General features: G+C 60.5%; 16 protein-coding genes. All 16 read left to right on the top strand.

Annotated elements, in window-relative coordinates:
* Window positions 1-25: 25 nt before the first annotated feature.
* The 16 genes from NBG89_RS15355 to NBG89_RS15280 all read left to right on the top strand — a co-directional run bounded on the left by NBG89_RS15355 (window position 26) and on the right by NBG89_RS15280 (window position 14,789).
* A complete protein-coding gene (locus NBG89_RS15355; protein ID WP_431320649.1) occupies window positions 26-415 on the top strand; it encodes a DUF4345 domain-containing protein in 390 nt (129 codons plus the stop codon).
* Between the two features lie 260 nt (window positions 416-675).
* Window positions 676-1,236, top strand: coding sequence for a F0F1 ATP synthase subunit delta (locus NBG89_RS15350; RefSeq protein ID WP_431320648.1), 561 nt, complete (start codon window positions 676-678; stop codon window positions 1,234-1,236).
* Window positions 1,236-2,765, top strand: coding sequence for a F0F1 ATP synthase subunit alpha (atpA, locus tag NBG89_RS15345; RefSeq protein ID WP_088692929.1), 1,530 nt, complete (start codon window positions 1,236-1,238; stop codon window positions 2,763-2,765). Before NBG89_RS15350 ends, atpA begins: the two co-directional genes overlap by 1 nt.
* 24 nt (window positions 2,766-2,789) lie before the next feature.
* Window positions 2,790-3,674 carry a F0F1 ATP synthase subunit gamma gene (locus tag NBG89_RS15340; protein ID WP_088692928.1) on the top strand — a complete coding sequence of 295 codons (885 nt, stop codon included), beginning with the start codon at window positions 2,790-2,792 and terminating at the stop codon, window positions 3,672-3,674.
* A gap of 24 nt (window positions 3,675-3,698) precedes the next feature.
* Window positions 3,699-5,144, top strand: coding sequence for a F0F1 ATP synthase subunit beta (atpD, locus tag NBG89_RS15335; RefSeq protein ID WP_018855732.1), 1,446 nt, complete (start codon window positions 3,699-3,701; stop codon window positions 5,142-5,144).
* Entirely contained in the window at window positions 5,144-5,380 is a 237-nt protein-coding gene (locus tag NBG89_RS15330) for a hypothetical protein (RefSeq protein WP_431320647.1), read from the top strand. Before atpD ends, NBG89_RS15330 begins: the two co-directional genes overlap by 1 nt.
* The gene (locus NBG89_RS15325) at window positions 5,380-5,787 is read left to right on the top strand and encodes a F0F1 ATP synthase subunit epsilon (RefSeq protein ID WP_088692926.1); all 408 of its coding nucleotides are present in this window, start codon (window positions 5,380-5,382) and stop codon (window positions 5,785-5,787) included. The genes NBG89_RS15330 and NBG89_RS15325 overlap by 1 nt, the downstream gene beginning before the upstream one ends.
* A 139-nt stretch (window positions 5,788-5,926) precedes the next feature.
* A complete protein-coding gene (gene soxR / locus NBG89_RS15320; RefSeq protein ID WP_431320646.1) occupies window positions 5,927-6,391 on the top strand; it encodes a redox-sensitive transcriptional activator SoxR in 465 nt (154 codons plus the stop codon).
* A gap of 67 nt (window positions 6,392-6,458) precedes the next feature.
* Window positions 6,459-7,229: an SDR family NAD(P)-dependent oxidoreductase gene (locus NBG89_RS15315; protein WP_431320645.1), complete on the top strand. Its 771-nt coding sequence runs from the start codon at window positions 6,459-6,461 to the stop codon at window positions 7,227-7,229.
* A 105-nt stretch (window positions 7,230-7,334) separates the two neighbouring features.
* Entirely contained in the window at window positions 7,335-7,676 is a 342-nt protein-coding gene (locus NBG89_RS15310) for an ArsR/SmtB family transcription factor (RefSeq protein WP_431320644.1), read from the top strand.
* A 70-nt stretch (window positions 7,677-7,746) separates the two neighbouring features.
* Window positions 7,747-8,640 (top strand): LysR family transcriptional regulator, encoded by an 894-nt coding sequence (locus NBG89_RS15305; RefSeq protein WP_431320643.1) that lies wholly within the window; start codon window positions 7,747-7,749, stop codon window positions 8,638-8,640.
* Window positions 8,641-8,809: 169 nt separating this feature from the next.
* Window positions 8,810-9,289 carry a formate dehydrogenase subunit gamma gene (locus tag NBG89_RS15300; protein ID WP_431320642.1) on the top strand — a complete coding sequence of 160 codons (480 nt, stop codon included), beginning with the start codon at window positions 8,810-8,812 and terminating at the stop codon, window positions 9,287-9,289.
* On the top strand, window positions 9,286-10,842 hold the full coding sequence (locus tag NBG89_RS15295; RefSeq protein ID WP_431320641.1) for a formate dehydrogenase beta subunit: 1,557 nt from the start codon (window positions 9,286-9,288) through the stop codon (window positions 10,840-10,842). The genes NBG89_RS15300 and NBG89_RS15295 overlap by 4 nt, the downstream gene beginning before the upstream one ends.
* Before the next feature lie 5 nt (window positions 10,843-10,847).
* On the top strand, window positions 10,848-13,727 hold the full coding sequence (fdhF, locus tag NBG89_RS15290; RefSeq protein WP_431320640.1) for a formate dehydrogenase subunit alpha: 2,880 nt from the start codon (window positions 10,848-10,850) through the stop codon (window positions 13,725-13,727).
* Window positions 13,727-14,554 (top strand): formate dehydrogenase accessory sulfurtransferase FdhD, encoded by an 828-nt coding sequence (fdhD, locus tag NBG89_RS15285; protein WP_431322708.1) that lies wholly within the window; start codon window positions 13,727-13,729, stop codon window positions 14,552-14,554. Before fdhF ends, fdhD begins: the two co-directional genes overlap by 1 nt.
* Window positions 14,544-14,789 (top strand): formate dehydrogenase subunit delta, encoded by a 246-nt coding sequence (locus tag NBG89_RS15280; RefSeq protein WP_431320639.1) that lies wholly within the window; start codon window positions 14,544-14,546, stop codon window positions 14,787-14,789. The genes fdhD and NBG89_RS15280 overlap by 11 nt, the downstream gene beginning before the upstream one ends.
* The last annotated feature ends 85 nt before the right edge of the window (window positions 14,790-14,874 follow it).

Genomic DNA, 14,874 nt, shown 5'->3' with positions numbered 1-14,874 from the left:
GAACCAGGGGATTCGGGGCGGTCGAATGGACTTCTATTTTCCAACGGAACTGGGTGAACAGCTCGCCTTTGCGGCAGCCGCTTTCACGGCACTGGCGGGCTTTGTCATCATGTTCGCGCCGGGCTATGCGATGCGGTTGTTTGGCTCGATGCCGCGTGAAGGCCGGCGCGACGGCTATGCCGAGCAGCGCTCCGTCGGTGGCTTCTATCTCGGCTTCGGTCTCTCGGCCATCATGCTGGCGCAGAACTGGATCTACATGGCGCTCGGCGCCTCGTTCGCCATGGCTGCATTTGCACGCATCATCTCGCTCCTGTCAGATAAGGGGAGCACTATTCTCAACTATTTACTTCTGGTTGTGCAGATCGTTCTGGCGGCGCTTCCGCTCGCCTATGTTTTCGGTTTCTTTTCCGCTTGAGTTGAGCGGATATCGCTCGGCTCACGCTCTTTGTTTCCGGGCTTTGAGCATTTTTGCGTTAGAAATCGATGCGAAAGCCGTATTCGGGCGTTACGCGTGTTGCGAGTCCGAACATCCTATGTTAGACGGACCCCGAATTTCGGAAGAAGCAAGAGGCTTCTCTTGCGATTTCTGGGGGAAATCATAACGAATTCAAGATCCTAGGTCAGGCGCCCGCCGGGGACCGGATTCTTGAGTTGAAATCAGGGAAATTTGGGCCAGTGGCAGACACATCCCAGCTTACTTCTGGTGTTGCAGAGCGCTATGCCTCGTCGTTGTTCGAGCTTGCGCTCGAGCAGGGCGCCGTCGAAAGCGTCACCAAGGACCTCGATCGGTTCCAGGCGATGCTCGACGAGAGCGACGACCTGAAGCGTTTTGTTTCGAGCCCTGTTTTTTCGGCCGACGACCAGCTCAAGGCGATTGTCGCCATCAGCGAGAAGGCCGGAATCGGCGGCTTCTTCGCAAATTTCCTGAAGGTCGTGGCGCGCAACCGTCGCCTCTTTGCCCTCCCGGGCATGATCAAGGCCTTCCGCATCATTGCCGCAAACCAGCGTGGCGAAATTACCGCCGAGGTCACCTCGGCCCATGCGCTGACTGCGGCGCAGGAAACCGAATTGAAGGCGGCGCTCAAGGGCGTCACCGGCAAAGACGTGGCGATTGCCGTCACGGTTGATCCGTCAATTCTTGGTGGTCTGATCGTGAAGGTCGGGTCCCGTCAGATTGATACGTCTCTTCGTACGAAACTCTCTACCCTTAAGCTTGCATTGAAAGAGGTCGGCTGATGGATATCCGCGCGGCGGAAATTTCCGCAATTCTCAAAGACCAGATCAAAAACTTCGGCAAAGAGGCAGAAGTCTCGGAAGTCGGTCAGGTTCTCTCCGTCGGTGACGGTATCGCTCGCGTTTACGGTCTGGACAATGTTCAGGCAGGTGAAATGGTCGAGTTCCCCGGTGGCATCCGTGGCATGGCGTTGAACCTGGAATCGGACAACGTCGGTGTTGTTATTTTCGGTTCGGACCGCGATATCAAGGAAGGCGACACCGTCAAACGGACCGGCGCCATCGTTGACGTTCCGGTTGGTCCGGAGCTGCTTGGCCGCGTTGTTGACGCTCTCGGCAATCCGATCGACGGCAAGGGCCCGATCAACTCGACCCGCCGCGCGCGCGTCGACGTGAAGGCTCCGGGCATCATCCCGCGCAAGTCGGTTCATGAGCCGATGTCGACCGGCCTCAAGGCTATCGACGCGCTCATCCCGGTCGGTCGTGGCCAGCGCGAGCTCGTCATCGGTGACCGCCAGACCGGCAAGACCGCGATCATTCTCGATACGATCCTGAACCAGAAGGCTATCCACGACAACGGCCCGGACGGCGACAAGCTGTACTGCGTCTACGTCGCTATCGGCCAGAAGCGTTCGACCGTTGCTCAGTTCGTCAAGGTTCTCGAAGAACGCGGCGCAATGAAGTACTCGATCGTCGTCGCCGCAACGGCTTCCGATCCGGCTCCGATGCAGTACCTGGCGCCGTTCGCCGGCTGCACGATGGGCGAATATTTCCGTGACAACGGTCAGCACGCGCTGATCGGTTACGACGACCTGTCCAAGCAGGCGGTTGCCTACCGCCAGATGTCGCTGCTGCTGCGCCGCCCGCCGGGCCGCGAAGCTTATCCGGGCGACGTTTTCTATCTGCATTCGCGTCTCCTCGAGCGCGCTGCAAAGCTCTCCGACGAAAAGGGCGCTGGCTCTCTGACGGCGCTGCCGGTCATCGAAACCCAGGGCAACGACGTTTCGGCCTTCATTCCGACCAACGTGATCTCGATCACCGACGGCCAGATCTTCCTCGAAACCGACCTGTTCTATCAGGGTATCCGTCCGGCCGTTAACGTCGGTCTGTCGGTTTCGCGCGTCGGCTCCGCCGCGCAGGTCAAGGCGATGAAGCAGGTTGCCGGCTCGATCAAGGGTGAGCTCGCCCAGTATCGCGAAATGGCCGCCTTCGCTCAGTTCGGCTCGGACCTCGATGCCTCGACGCAGCGCCTCTTGAACCGCGGTGCACGCCTGACCGAACTCCTGAAGCAGCCGCAGTTCTCGCCGCTGAAGACGGAAGAGCAGGTTGCGGTGATCTTCGCTGGCGTCAACGGCTACCTGGACAAGATTCCGGTCGCACAGGTCGGCAAGTTCGAACAGGGCCTGCTGTCGTACCTTCGCTCGGAAGGCTCGGCCATCCTCGACACGATCCGCACGGACAAGGCAATCAGCGATGATACGAAGGGCAAGCTCACGGCTGCCATCGATGGCTTCGCGAAGTCCTTCGCCTAATCGGACCTAAAGGACGGATAACGGATGCCTTCACTTAAGGATCTGAAAAACCGGATCGCCTCCGTCAAGGCGACGCAGAAGATCACCAAGGCGATGAAAATGGTCGCCGCGGCGAAGCTTCGGCGTGCCCAGGAGGCGGCTGAGGCCGCCCGTCCGTACTCGCAGCGCATGGGTGCCGTTCTGGCAAACATCGCCGGTGCGATGACGGAGGCCGACGGTGCGCCGGCGCTGATGACCGGCAACGGCAAGGACCAGGTTCACTTGCTGGTCGTCTGCACCGCCGAACGCGGTCTGTGCGGCGGCTTCAACTCGCAGATCTCGCGTTTTGCGCGCGATCACGCTCGCAGGCTTCTCGCTGAAGGCAAGACCGTCAAGATCTTTACGGTCGGCAAGAAGGGCTACGACGTTCTGCGCCGCGAATTCGCTTCGCTCATCGTCGAGCGCAAGGAATTGCGTGATGTGAAGAAGGTCGGGTTCGAGAATGCCGACCAGATCGGCAAGCGCATCATCGACATGTTCGAAGCCGACGAGTTCGACGTCTGCACGTTGTTCTATTCAGAATTCAAGTCGGTCATTTCGCAGGTTCCGACGGCTCAGCAGCTCATCCCGGCATCGGCCCCAACGGCTGTTGTCGAGGACGCGGCACACGCCGGCGCAGTCTACGAATACGAGCCGGATCCGGCATCGATCCTCGAGGATCTGATCCCGCGCAACATCTCCGTTCAGATCTTCCGCGCGCTCCTTGAGAACGTTGCCGGTGAGATGGGCGCCAAGATGAGCGCGATGGACAATGCAACGCGCAACGCTGGTGAAATGATCAACAAGCTGACGCTCAACTATAACCGTCAGCGTCAGGCTCAGATCACCAAGGAACTCATTGAAATCATTTCGGGCGCGGAAGCGCTCTGAGGTTAGGGAAAAGAGGGTAAGATAATGGCTAAGGCAGCTACCCCCAAGACTGCGGCAGGCTCTGCCGGCAAGGTCACGCAGGTTATCGGCGCCGTCGTGGACGTTGCTTTCGAAGGCGAACTGCCGGCGATTTTGAATGCGCTTGAGACGAGCAACGGCGGCAACCGACTGGTGCTCGAAGTTGCGCAGCACCTCGGCGAGAACGAAGTTCGCACGATCGCCATGGACTCGACCGAAGGTCTGGTTCGCGGTCAGGCGGTTTCCGACACCGGCGCTCCGATTGCCGTTCCGGTTGGTCCGGAAACGCTCGGCCGTATCATGAACGTCATCGGCGAGCCGGTCGACGAAGCTGGTCCGCTGGTTACCGCCTCCAAGCGCGCCATCCACCAGGACGCACCGGCCTATGTCGATCAGTCCACTGAAGCACAGATCCTCGTTACCGGCATCAAGGTCGTCGACCTTCTCGCTCCTTACGCAAAGGGCGGCAAGATCGGCCTGTTCGGTGGCGCAGGCGTCGGCAAGACCGTTCTGATCATGGAACTGATCAACAACGTCGCCAAGGCGCACGGTGGTTACTCGGTCTTCGCCGGCGTGGGTGAGCGTACCCGCGAAGGCAACGACCTCTACCACGAAATGATCGAATCCGGCGTTAACAAGCATGGCGGCGGCGAAGGCTCCAAGGCTGCTCTGGTTTACGGCCAGATGAACGAACCGCCAGGCGCACGTGCACGTGTTGCTCTGACCGGTCTGACGGTTGCTGAAAACTTCCGTGACCAGGGCCAGGACGTTCTGTTCTTCGTCGACAACATCTTCCGCTTCACGCAGGCAGGTTCCGAAGTCTCGGCTCTGCTCGGTCGCATTCCTTCGGCCGTTGGTTATCAGCCGACGCTCGCCACGGACATGGGCCAGATGCAGGAACGCATCACGACGACGACGACCGGCTCGATCACCTCGGTTCAGGCGATTTACGTTCCGGCCGACGACTTGACCGACCCGGCTCCGGCAACCTCGTTCGCCCACCTGGACGCAACGACCGTTCTGTCGCGCTCGATCGCTGAAAAGGGTATCTACCCGGCCGTTGACCCGCTCGACTCCACGTCGCGCATGCTCGACCCGATCGTTGTTGGCGAAGAGCACTACGAAGTGGCTCGTAAGGTTCAGTCGACGCTGCAGCGTTACAAGGCTCTGCAGGACATCATCGCGATCCTGGGCATGGACGAACTGTCCGAAGAGGACAAGCTGGCCGTTGCCCGCGCCCGTAAGATCGAGCGCTTCCTGTCGCAGCCGTTCTTCGTTGCTGAAGTCTTCACCGGTTCGCCGGGCAAGCTCGTCGCTCTCGAAGACACGATCAAGGGCTTCAAAGGTCTGGTCAACGGCGAATATGACCACCTGCCGGAAGCTGCCTTCTACATGGTCGGCTCGATCGACGAAGCTATCGAGAAGGCCAAGAAGCTGTCCGCAGCTGCCTGATGAGCGACGCTCTTAACGAGATCTTCTGCTGCGACAGCCTTCGGGAAGTCGCAGCAGAGCTTCCCGCACCGGCCGCTCCGACGATCTACAGATCGGACGATGGCAAGATGATGATGGTGGTGGGACTGATCCAGACCGAGGAAGGTCTTGGATATCTCGATCAAGCGATAGCGCACTGCCCGTTCTGCGGGACCAAATTGCAAGATACAGAAGCCGCCGAGAAGGTAAGTCACTGATGGCTGACAATTTCAATTTTGAACTCGTGTCTCCCGAGCGCCTGCTCCTTTCGGAGATGGTGACCGAAGTTGTCATTCCGGCAACCGACGGCGAGATGACCGTTATGGCAAACCATGCCCCGACGATGACGACCATCAAGCCGGGCATCGTCAGCGTTCGTTCTGCCAATGGCTCGAAGCAGGACTACGTGGTTTTCGGCGGTTTCGCCGATATTCTGCCGACCGGCTGCACGCTGTTGGCTGAATCCGCGGTCATTGTTCAGGATCTCTCGAAGGATGAATTGACGCTTCGCATCGAAGCGGCGAAGAGAGAAATCGAGGATGCTGTGCATCACGAGCACAAGTCGCGTCTGGAACACTACATCATGGAACTGACGCACCTGCAGGGTGTGATCGATCAGGATTGATCCGTACGAACTCCAGCATCGAAGCGGCCTTTCGGGCCGCTTTTTGTTTTCTAATGGTTACTCGCGTCGTGAACGGTTCGCAGCTTCCCGCAAGCGAAGCGCTCGTCTATAACACCTCAAGTATACTTGAGGTCGAGCTATGGAAGAAAACTCCAGCAATCCGTTCAGGAAGCTGCTGACGGTTGGCGAAGTCGCCGAACGGAGCGGTCTTGCCGTCTCTGCCTTGCACTTCTACGAAGCCAAGGGCCTGATCTCCAGTATTCGCTCGCGTGGAAACCAACGCCGCTTCGGCCGCGATGTGCTCCGCCGTCTCGGCATCATCAAGGTGGCGCAGCGTGTGGGCGTTCCCTTGGCGGAGATTCAGGCTGCTTTCGATACTCTGCCGCAGGGCCGCACGGCGACCGCTACGGACTGGCAGCGCTTGTCGGCCCTCTGGAAGGAGGATCTCGATACACGTATCGGTCGCCTCATTGCCCTGCGCGACCGGTTGACGGATTGCATTGGCTGTGGTTGCCTCTCGGTTGAAAGCTGCCCGCTGCGCAATCCCTATGACCGGCTGGCAAAGGATGGGCCGGGTCCGCGTCTGCTGGAAACCGACGACTAGGCAACGTTTCCCGCTGCATCATAACAAGCAGAGCCGCAAACGGCTCGATCACGCCGTGGAGGACTCGATGTTTCACCCCAAACTGTTCGAAAACCGCAACGTGGTTGTGACTGGTGGGGGGAGGGGTATCGGCCTGGAAGTGGCGCGGCAATTTCTCGATTGCGGGGCGAGGGTGCTGGTGCACCTCGGCCGCGGCGCTGAGCGTGATCTGCCTGATTTCCTGCTGACGGCGGAAGAAGACCGCCGGGCCTTTCTCGTAACAGCCGATTTTTCCACGCCGGGCGGCACCAGCGGATTTGCCGAGAAGGCCCTTGCAACCTTCGACCGTGTCCATGTGCTTATCAATAATGCCGGAACCATGGTCGGCCGCTTTCCGGCAGGGGATCTGAGCGACGAGCAGTACCAGACGATTGTGCGGCTGAATCAGACCTCGGTCGTTGAGATAACGCGCGCGCTTATCCCAGCATTGAGAGCATCGCAGGAGGCGGCAATCGTCAACACGGTCTCCATTTCCGCGCTGACGGGCGGCAGTCCCGGCTCGGCAATCTATTCGGCGTCGAAGGCATTTGTCGCAACCTATTCGAAGGCGCTCGCAAGGGAGCTCGCGCCCGATGGCATTCGCGTCAACTGCGTCTCGCCGGGAACGATCGAAACCGACTTCCACCTGCGATATTCGTCGCCGGAGAAGCTGGAGCAGACCCGCAAGGCCATTCCCCTGCAGCGATTGGGCACCTCCGAGGATTGCGCGCCGGCATACCTCTTCCTTTCGGCGCCGTCTCTTTCCGGGTACATCACCGGGCAAGTGCTGGAGATCAACGGCGGTCAGCTCATCTGCTGAGTTGCGGGACTTTTTTTGGTATTTTGGCAGATCCAAACAGCTGGCTGCTGCGAGTATGTTATGATTTAGCTTCATACATATTGTTTTTGCAACCAGAGATGAAGAATGCACTTGCCTACACCAAGATCGGGTATGCCTGATCGGGATCTGCAGAAGCTTTCTGCGAGAGCGCGAGAAGCGAGCGACTTTCTCAAGGCACTCTCCCACCACACACGGCTAGTTATTCTCTGCCTCCTGACCGAGGGAGAAAAGACGGTGGGCCAGCTTGAGGAAAGCCTCGGCATTCAGCAGGCAATGGTGTCGCAGCAGTTGGCGCGCCTCAGACTGGACGGGCTCGTCGCTAGCCGTCGTGACGGTCGCATGATTTATTACAGCGTCGCCCATCAAGACACGACCACGCTGCTGCATTTTCTGTTCGGGATGTTTCCCGAAACACAGGACAATTGACAATCGGCTTTGCCGACTGCTCTCTCTGATCTGAAGGCGGCAACGTGCCGCAGCTCGGCAGAGAGACAGAATGATCGATAAGCTGGAATTCTTTATTGCGCTCGCCAATGAGAAGCACTTCGGCCGTGCCGCAGAAGAATGCGGCATTTCACAGCCGACGTTGTCCGCTGCCATCCGCCAGCTTGAGGATCAGCTTGGCGTGATCCTCGTGCAGCGTGGCTCGCGTTTCCAGGGGCTGACACCCGAGGGCCAGCGCGTGCTCGAATGGGCGCGGCGCATCGTCGGCGATGCCCGCACGATGCGCGAAGAGATGCGGGCCGCCCGCAAGGGGTTGTCGGGACATATCAAGATCGCCGTCATCCCGACAGCGCTCGCTATGTTGCCGCGCATCACAACGCCGTTTCAGGAGCGGCATCCGGATGTGACCTTTTCCATCGTGTCCCGCAATTCTCTGCAGGTGCTCAGCATGCTGGAGAATCTCGAGATCGACGCCGGCATTACTTATCTCGAAAACGAGCCGCTTGGACGCGTGACGAGCGTGCCGCTCTATGCCGAGCACTACAATTTGATAACCGCCGCCGGCAGCCCTCTATCCGATCGTGACAGCGTTACCTGGAAGGAAGTGGGCGGCCTTCGGCTTTGTCTATTGACGGCGGACATGCAGAATCGCCGTATCATCAATCATCACCTGGCCGAAGCTGGCGTTACTGCGCATCCGACACTCGAGTCCAATTCGATGATCGTGTTGTTCTCACATGTCCGTACCGGACGCTGGGCCAGCATAATGCCGCGCAATGTCGCGAAATCATTTGGCTTTCCTGCCGAAATACGCATGATTCCGATTGTCGAGCCGCGTGCGCACCATCTTGTCGGTCTGGTTGCGACGCATCGCGAGCCGTTCACGCCCTTGGTTTCCGCCTTGCTGCATGAGGCTCGGATTCTCGCCGAAGAGCAGGAATCTTGATAGGAATTTTCTATCGTTTGACGGAACAGCATTATTGATCGCTTCGTCCATCCCTGAGAAAGTTCTATAATGAACGGACGCGAGCGGTTCTGTCGGCCATAGGGTTCTGAGGAAAGCCCGCCTGCCCAGGCCCGCGACGTGTAACTTGCAGGCCGTGGGAGGGCTGCTGATGAATATTCATGTCGCCAAGGGCGATATCGCAACGCGTACCACAGCGATCATCGATCAACTCAAGCATCTCGAAGGCCCGCTGCTGCCGATCCTCCACGAGATCCAGGGTGAATTCGGCTACGTGCCGCAGGAGGTCCTCCCTATCATTGCGGAGGAGCTCAATCTTTCGCGGGCTGAGGTGCATGGCGTCGTCACCTTCTACCATGACTATCGCGATCACCCTGCTGGCCGGCATGTGTTGAAACTCTGCCGCGCCGAAGCCTGCCAATCGATGGGCGGCGACGCGCTGGCCGAGCGCGTGAAGGCGCTGCTCGGCATCGACTGGCACGGCACGACGCCTGATGGAGCGATCACCCTCGAACCCGTCTTCTGTCTGGGGCTCTGTTCGTGCTCGCCGTCCGCGATGATCGATGGCGAAGTTCATGGCCGGGTGGATGCTGCTGATCTCGAGGCGCTGATTTCGGAGGCCCGCCGATGACCATCAGGATCTATGTTCCCTGTGATGCGGCGGCCCTGGCATTGGGCGCTGAACGCGTGGCAAAGGCAATCTCGGAGCAGATTGCGGCGCGCGGGCTCGACGCCAAGATCGTGCGCAACGGCTCGCGTGGCATGCATTGGCTGGAGCCGCTGGTCGAGGTTGAAGTCTTGGGCAAGCGCATCGGCTACGGGCCGGTAAAGGCGAAGGACGTTGTTTCGCTGTTCGATGCCGGATTGGCCACCGGCGGGGATCATCCCCTCTGTCTTGGTGAGGTCGAGGAACTGCCGTTCCTCAAGCGTCAGACGCGCCTGACCTTTGCCCGCTGCGGCATCACCGATCCGCTATCGCTCGATGACTATGAAGCCCATGGTGGGCTTGCGGGCTTGCGTCGTGCTGTTTCGATGCTGCCTGTCGATGTCGTCAAGGAGGTCACCGATTCCGGCCTGCGTGGCCGCGGTGGCGCGGGTTTCCCGACAGGGATCAAGTGGAAGACGGTGCTTGATGCGCCGGGCGAGCGCAAATACATCGTCTGCAATGCCGACGAAGGCGACAGCGGCACCTTCGCCGACCGGATGATCATGGAGGGCGATCCCTTCGTGCTGATCGAAGGTATGGCGATCGCTGGCCTTGCGACCGGCGCGACCAAGGGCTTCGTCTACACACGCTCGGAATATCCGCATGCGATCGCGGCGATGAGCCGGGCGATCGATATTGCCCGCAGCGCCGGAATACTCGGCACGTCGGTTCTCGGCTCGGGTAACGCCTTCGACATGGAGGTTCGCACCGGTGCGGGCGCCTATGTCTGCGGTGAGGAGACGGCGCTTCTAAACAGCCTCGAAGGCAAGCGCGGCATCGTGCGCGCCAAGCCACCGCTACCCGCCCACAAGGGTCTCTTCGACTGTCCGACCGTCATCAACAATGTCATTTCGCTCGCCTCCGTGCCTGTGATCATGGACAAGGGAGCGGCCCATTATCGCGACTTCGGCCTTGGCCGGTCGCGCGGCACCATTCCGATTCAGATCGCCGGCAATGTGAAGCATGGCGGTCTGTTCGAGACGGCATTCGGCATTTCGCTTGGCGATCTGGTTGATGACATTGCCGGTGGAACCGCATCCGGGCGGCCGGTGAAGGCGGTTCAAGTCGGCGGTCCGCTCGGTGCGTACTTCCCGCGCGCCCTGTTCGACACGCCATTCGACTACGAGGCTTTCGCGGCCAAGGACGGGTTGATCGGTCACGCCGGCATCGTCGTTTTCGACGAGACGGCTGACATGCTGAAGCAGGCGCGGTTTGCGATGGAGTTCTGTGCCGTCGAAAGCTGCGGCAAGTGCACGCCCTGTCGCATCGGCTCGACGCGTGGCGTCGAGACGGCTGACAAGATCGCGCGCGGCATCGAGCCGGAGAAAAACCGCGAGCTGCTTGCCGATCTCTGCAACACCATGAAATTTGGGTCGCTCTGCGCGCTCGGGGGCTTCACACCCTATCCTGTGATGAGCGCCATGACGCATTTCCCGAAAGATTTCGTTCCCACACCTCTTATCGAAGCGGCGGAGTAAGACCTATGCCTCTCGTCCACGAAACCGATTACGGCACGCCAGCCTCGACCTCCGAAACCATGGTAACGCTCACCATCGACGGCAACCAGGTGACGGTGCCGGAGGGAACATCCGTCATGCGCGCATCGATGGATGCGGGCATCGAGATCCCGAAGCTCTGCGCCACCGATATGATGGATGCCTTCGGCTCCTGCCGGCTGTGTCTCGTCGAAATCGAGGGCAGGGCCGGTCTGCCGGCCTCGTGCACAACGCCGGTTGCACCGGGCATGGTGGTTTCGACGCAGACGGACCGGCTGAAAGATGTCCGTCGCGGGGTGATGGAACTCTATATCTCCGACCACCCGCTCGACTGTCTGACCTGTGCGGCCAACGGTGATTGCGAGCTGCAGGATATGGCGGGCGCCGTCGGTCTGCGCGACGTGCGCTATGGCTATGATGGCAACAATCACGTCAAGGCGCGCAACAACGGCGATCTCAATCTCAAATGGGCGCCGAAGGACGAATCCAACCCTTATTTCACCTTCGATCCGGCAAAGTGCATCGTCTGCTCGCGCTGCGTGCGCGCCTGCGAGGAAGTGCAGGGCACGTTTGCGCTGACCATCGAGGGGCGTGGTTTCGATTCGCGTGTTTCGGCCGGCATGCATGAAGATTTCGTCTCGTCGGAATGTGTTTCATGCGGCGCCTGCGTCCAGGCCTGCCCTACGGCGACGCTGATCGAAAAGTCGGTGATCGAGATCGGTCAGCCAGAGCATTCGGTGGTTACGACCTGCGCTTATTGCGGCGTCGGCTGCTCCTTCAAGGCGGAGATGCGCGGCGAAGAACTGGTGCGCATGGTGCCCTGGAAGGATGGGCAGGCGAACCGTGGCCACTCCTGCGTCAAGGGCCGCTTCGCCTACGGCTATTCCAGCCACAAGGACCGCATCCTTAATCCGATGATCCGCGAGAAGATCACTGACCCCTGGCGCGAAGTGACCTGGGACGAGGCGTTCGCGCATGTGGCGTCGGAATTCCGCCGCATCCAGTATCAATATGGGCGCGACTCCGTCGGCGGCATCACATCGTCGCGCTGCACCAACGAAGAAACCTATCTTGTGCAGAAGCTGGTGCGCGCCGGTTTCCGCAACAACAACGTCGACACCTGCGCTCGCGTTTGTCATTCGCCGACCGGCTATGGCCTCGGCCAGGCCTTCGGCACTTCGGCCGGCACACAGAATTTCGACAGCGTCGAGAAGAGCGATGTCGTCGTCATCATCGGCGCCAATCCGACCGATGGCCACCCGGTCTTCGCCTCGCGCCTGAAGAAGCGGTTGCGGCAGGGCGCCAAGCTGATCGTCATCGATCCGCGCCGCACCGACATCGTGCGCTCGCCGCATGTTGAAGCGTCCTATCACCTCCCACTGCAACCCGGCACGAACGTCGCGATCCTGACGTCGCTCGCGCATGTCATTGTGACGGAAGGACTGTTCAACGAGGCCTTCATCCGTGAACGTTGTGACTGGTCGGAGTTCGAGGACTGGGCAAGCTTCGTTGCCGAGCCGTATCACAGCCCTGAAGCGTCGGAGAAGTTCACCGGCGTTCCGGCCGATCTGGTGCGCGGTGCCGCGCGTCTCTATGCCACGGGCGGCAATGGTGCGATCTACTACGGCCTTGGCGTCACCGAGCACAGCCAGGGCTCGACCACTGTCATGGCGATCGCCAACCTCGCCATGGTGACCGGCAATATCGGCCGCCCGGGCGTCGGCGTGAACCCGCTGCGCGGCCAAAACAACGTTCAGGGCTCCTGCGACATGGGCTCCTTCCCGCACGAGCTGCCCGGCTATCGCCATATCTCCGATGACGCGACGCGCGACATCTTCGAGAAGCTCTGGGGCGTCAAGATCAGCAACGAGCCGGGCCTGCGCATTCCGAATATGCTGGATGCGGCGGTCGACGGAACGTTCAAGGGCCTCTACGTCCAGGGTGAGGATATCCTGCAGTCCGATCCTGATACGAAGCACGTCGCGGCCGGCCTTGCCGCCATGGAATGCGTTGTCGTGCACGACCTCTTTCTGAACGAGACGGCGAACTACGCGCATGTCTTCCTGCCGGGTTCCAGCTTCCTTGAGAAGGATGGGACCTTCACCAATGCCGAGCGCCGCATCAACCGCGTTCGCAAGGTCATGAGCCCCCGCAACGGCTATGCCGACTGGGAGGTCACGCAGAAGATGGCGCAGGCCATGGGCCTTGTCTGGAACTACACGCATCCTTCCGAGATCATGGACGAGATAGCCGCGACGACGCCGAGCTTCGCGCTTGTCTCCTACGACTATCTGGACAAGGTGGGCTCGGTGCAGTGGCCTTGCAACGAAGCACATCCACTGGGCTCGCCGATCATGCATGTCGACGGGTTCGTCCGCGGCAAGGGCAAGTTCATCCGCACCGAATATGTCGCGACCGATGAGCGGACGGGACCGCGCTTCCCGCTGCTGCTGACGACCGGGCGCATCCTCAGCCAGTACAATGTCGGGGCGCAAACGCGTCGCACGGAAAACGTTCTCTGGCATCCCGAGGACCGCCTCGAGATCCATGCGCACGACGCCGAACAACGCGGGATCCGTGATGGCGATTGGATAAAGCTGATGAGCCGCTCGGGTGACACGACGCTGCGCGCGCTGATCACCGACCGCGTTGCGCCCGGTGTCGTCTACACGACCTTCCACCATCCGGATACGCAGGCGAACGTCATCACGACCGACTTCTCCGACTGGGCGACGAACTGCCCGGAATACAAGGTGACGGCCGTGCAGGTTTCGCCCTCTAACGGTCCGACCGACTGGCAGCGCGACTACGACGAGCAGGCACGCCAGAGCCGCCGCATCGTGAGCAAGCTGGAGCCCGCGGAGTGATGATTGACCGCCCGACCCGCATTGCTGTCAGACGCACCGCCCGCAGCGGCGGTGTCGTCATGCCGGGCGAGCGGCTCGTTCCCGAGGAGGTGCCGATCGCTTTCTCCTATGGCGGTGGCACGCATGCCGTGATGATGGGAACGCCCGGCGATCTCGAGGATTTTGCCATCGGCTTCAGCCTCACCGAAGGGATCATTTCCGATATCGGGCAGGTCGCGGGGGTCGAGATCGTTGAAAGCGAGAAGGGCATCGACATCCAAATCGCTCTGGTCGACGAGGTTGCTGCTGCGTTGACAGCCCGGAGACGCAGCATGGCCGGACCCGTCGGCTGCGGGCTCTGCGGGATCGAATCGATCGAGCAGGCCGTCCGCAAGGTTCCAGACGTTAGCAATGTGTCGCTTCAGGTGACTCACCGCGATATCGTCCAGGCCGTTTCGTTGCTGAACGGGGCGCAGCCGCTACACCGCGAGACGCGCGCCGTACACGGCGCCGGCTTCTACCTGCCTGGCAGGAGGCTGCTGGCGGTGCGCGAGGATGTCGGCCGGCATAACGCGCTCGACAAGCTTTGCGGCGCGCTCGTTCGTCAACGGCAATCCGGAGCGGAAGGCATGGTTGCTGTTACCAGTCGCCTGTCCGTCGAGATGGTGCAGAAGGCTGCAATCCTCGGCAGCTCCGTACTCGCGGCCATTTCCGCGCCGACCGCCCTTGCTATTCGAACGGCCGAGGAAGCCGGCATGACCCTCGTTGCGCTAGTGCGTGGCGAGGACTTCGAGATTTTCACGCATCCGCACCGCATCCAGCCAGGAAGCATCTCCGATGTCGCATGATACCCAGTCGAAACTCGTCTACATGGCCAATCAGATCGCGACCTTCTTCAAGAGTCAGCCGGAGAGCGAAGCTGCGCAGGGCGTGGCGACGCATATCAACAAATTCTGGGAGCCGCGCATGCGGCGGCAACTGTTCGAGATCCTGGAGGATGACGCCCATGGCCTCAGCCCGCTCGTTATCCAGGCTGCACCGTTGATCAAACGGCCTGAACCGGCCGCGGGCGTGCCTAACTAGGACCTCGGTGGCGAAGGTGGGCTCTGCAGCCGCCACGGCTTTCCTGCAATTGCATTGTCAACAAAAAAGCCGCCTCGAAGGCGGC

The organism is Rhizobium sp. YTU87027, assembly GCF_050644135.1.
In the GTDB taxonomy this organism is placed as follows: Bacteria; Pseudomonadota; Alphaproteobacteria; order Rhizobiales; family Rhizobiaceae; genus Rhizobium.
The sequence above is the reverse complement of the archived record's forward strand: the minus strand, read 5'-3'. Positions and strand labels throughout refer to the sequence as shown.

Excerpts from the sequence above, each read along its gene's own strand:
- NBG89_RS15355 (WP_431320649.1), top strand. The coding sequence starts at position 26 with ATGGACTTCTATTTTCCAACGGAACTGGGTGAACAGCTCGCCTTTGCG.
- NBG89_RS15330 (WP_431320647.1), top strand. The coding sequence starts at position 5,144 with ATGAGCGACGCTCTTAACGAGATCTTCTGCTGCGACAGCCTTCGGGAA.
- soxR (WP_431320646.1), top strand. The coding sequence starts at position 5,927 with ATGGAAGAAAACTCCAGCAATCCGTTCAGGAAGCTGCTGACGGTTGGC.
- NBG89_RS15300 (WP_431320642.1), top strand. The coding sequence starts at position 8,810 with ATGAATATTCATGTCGCCAAGGGCGATATCGCAACGCGTACCACAGCG.
- fdhD (WP_431322708.1), top strand. The coding sequence starts at position 13,727 with ATGATTGACCGCCCGACCCGCATTGCTGTCAGACGCACCGCCCGCAGC.
- atpD (WP_018855732.1), top strand. The coding sequence starts at position 3,699 with ATGGCTAAGGCAGCTACCCCCAAGACTGCGGCAGGCTCTGCCGGCAAG.
- NBG89_RS15295 (WP_431320641.1), top strand. The coding sequence starts at position 9,286 with ATGACCATCAGGATCTATGTTCCCTGTGATGCGGCGGCCCTGGCATTG.
- NBG89_RS15325 (WP_088692926.1), top strand. The coding sequence starts at position 5,380 with ATGGCTGACAATTTCAATTTTGAACTCGTGTCTCCCGAGCGCCTGCTC.
- NBG89_RS15280 (WP_431320639.1), top strand. The coding sequence starts at position 14,544 with ATGTCGCATGATACCCAGTCGAAACTCGTCTACATGGCCAATCAGATC.
- NBG89_RS15305 (WP_431320643.1), top strand. The coding sequence starts at position 7,747 with ATGATCGATAAGCTGGAATTCTTTATTGCGCTCGCCAATGAGAAGCAC.
- atpA (WP_088692929.1), top strand. The coding sequence starts at position 1,236 with ATGGATATCCGCGCGGCGGAAATTTCCGCAATTCTCAAAGACCAGATC.
- NBG89_RS15310 (WP_431320644.1), top strand. The coding sequence starts at position 7,335 with ATGCACTTGCCTACACCAAGATCGGGTATGCCTGATCGGGATCTGCAG.
- NBG89_RS15340 (WP_088692928.1), top strand. The coding sequence starts at position 2,790 with ATGCCTTCACTTAAGGATCTGAAAAACCGGATCGCCTCCGTCAAGGCG.
- fdhF (WP_431320640.1), top strand. The coding sequence starts at position 10,848 with ATGCCTCTCGTCCACGAAACCGATTACGGCACGCCAGCCTCGACCTCC.
- NBG89_RS15315 (WP_431320645.1), top strand. The coding sequence starts at position 6,459 with ATGTTTCACCCCAAACTGTTCGAAAACCGCAACGTGGTTGTGACTGGT.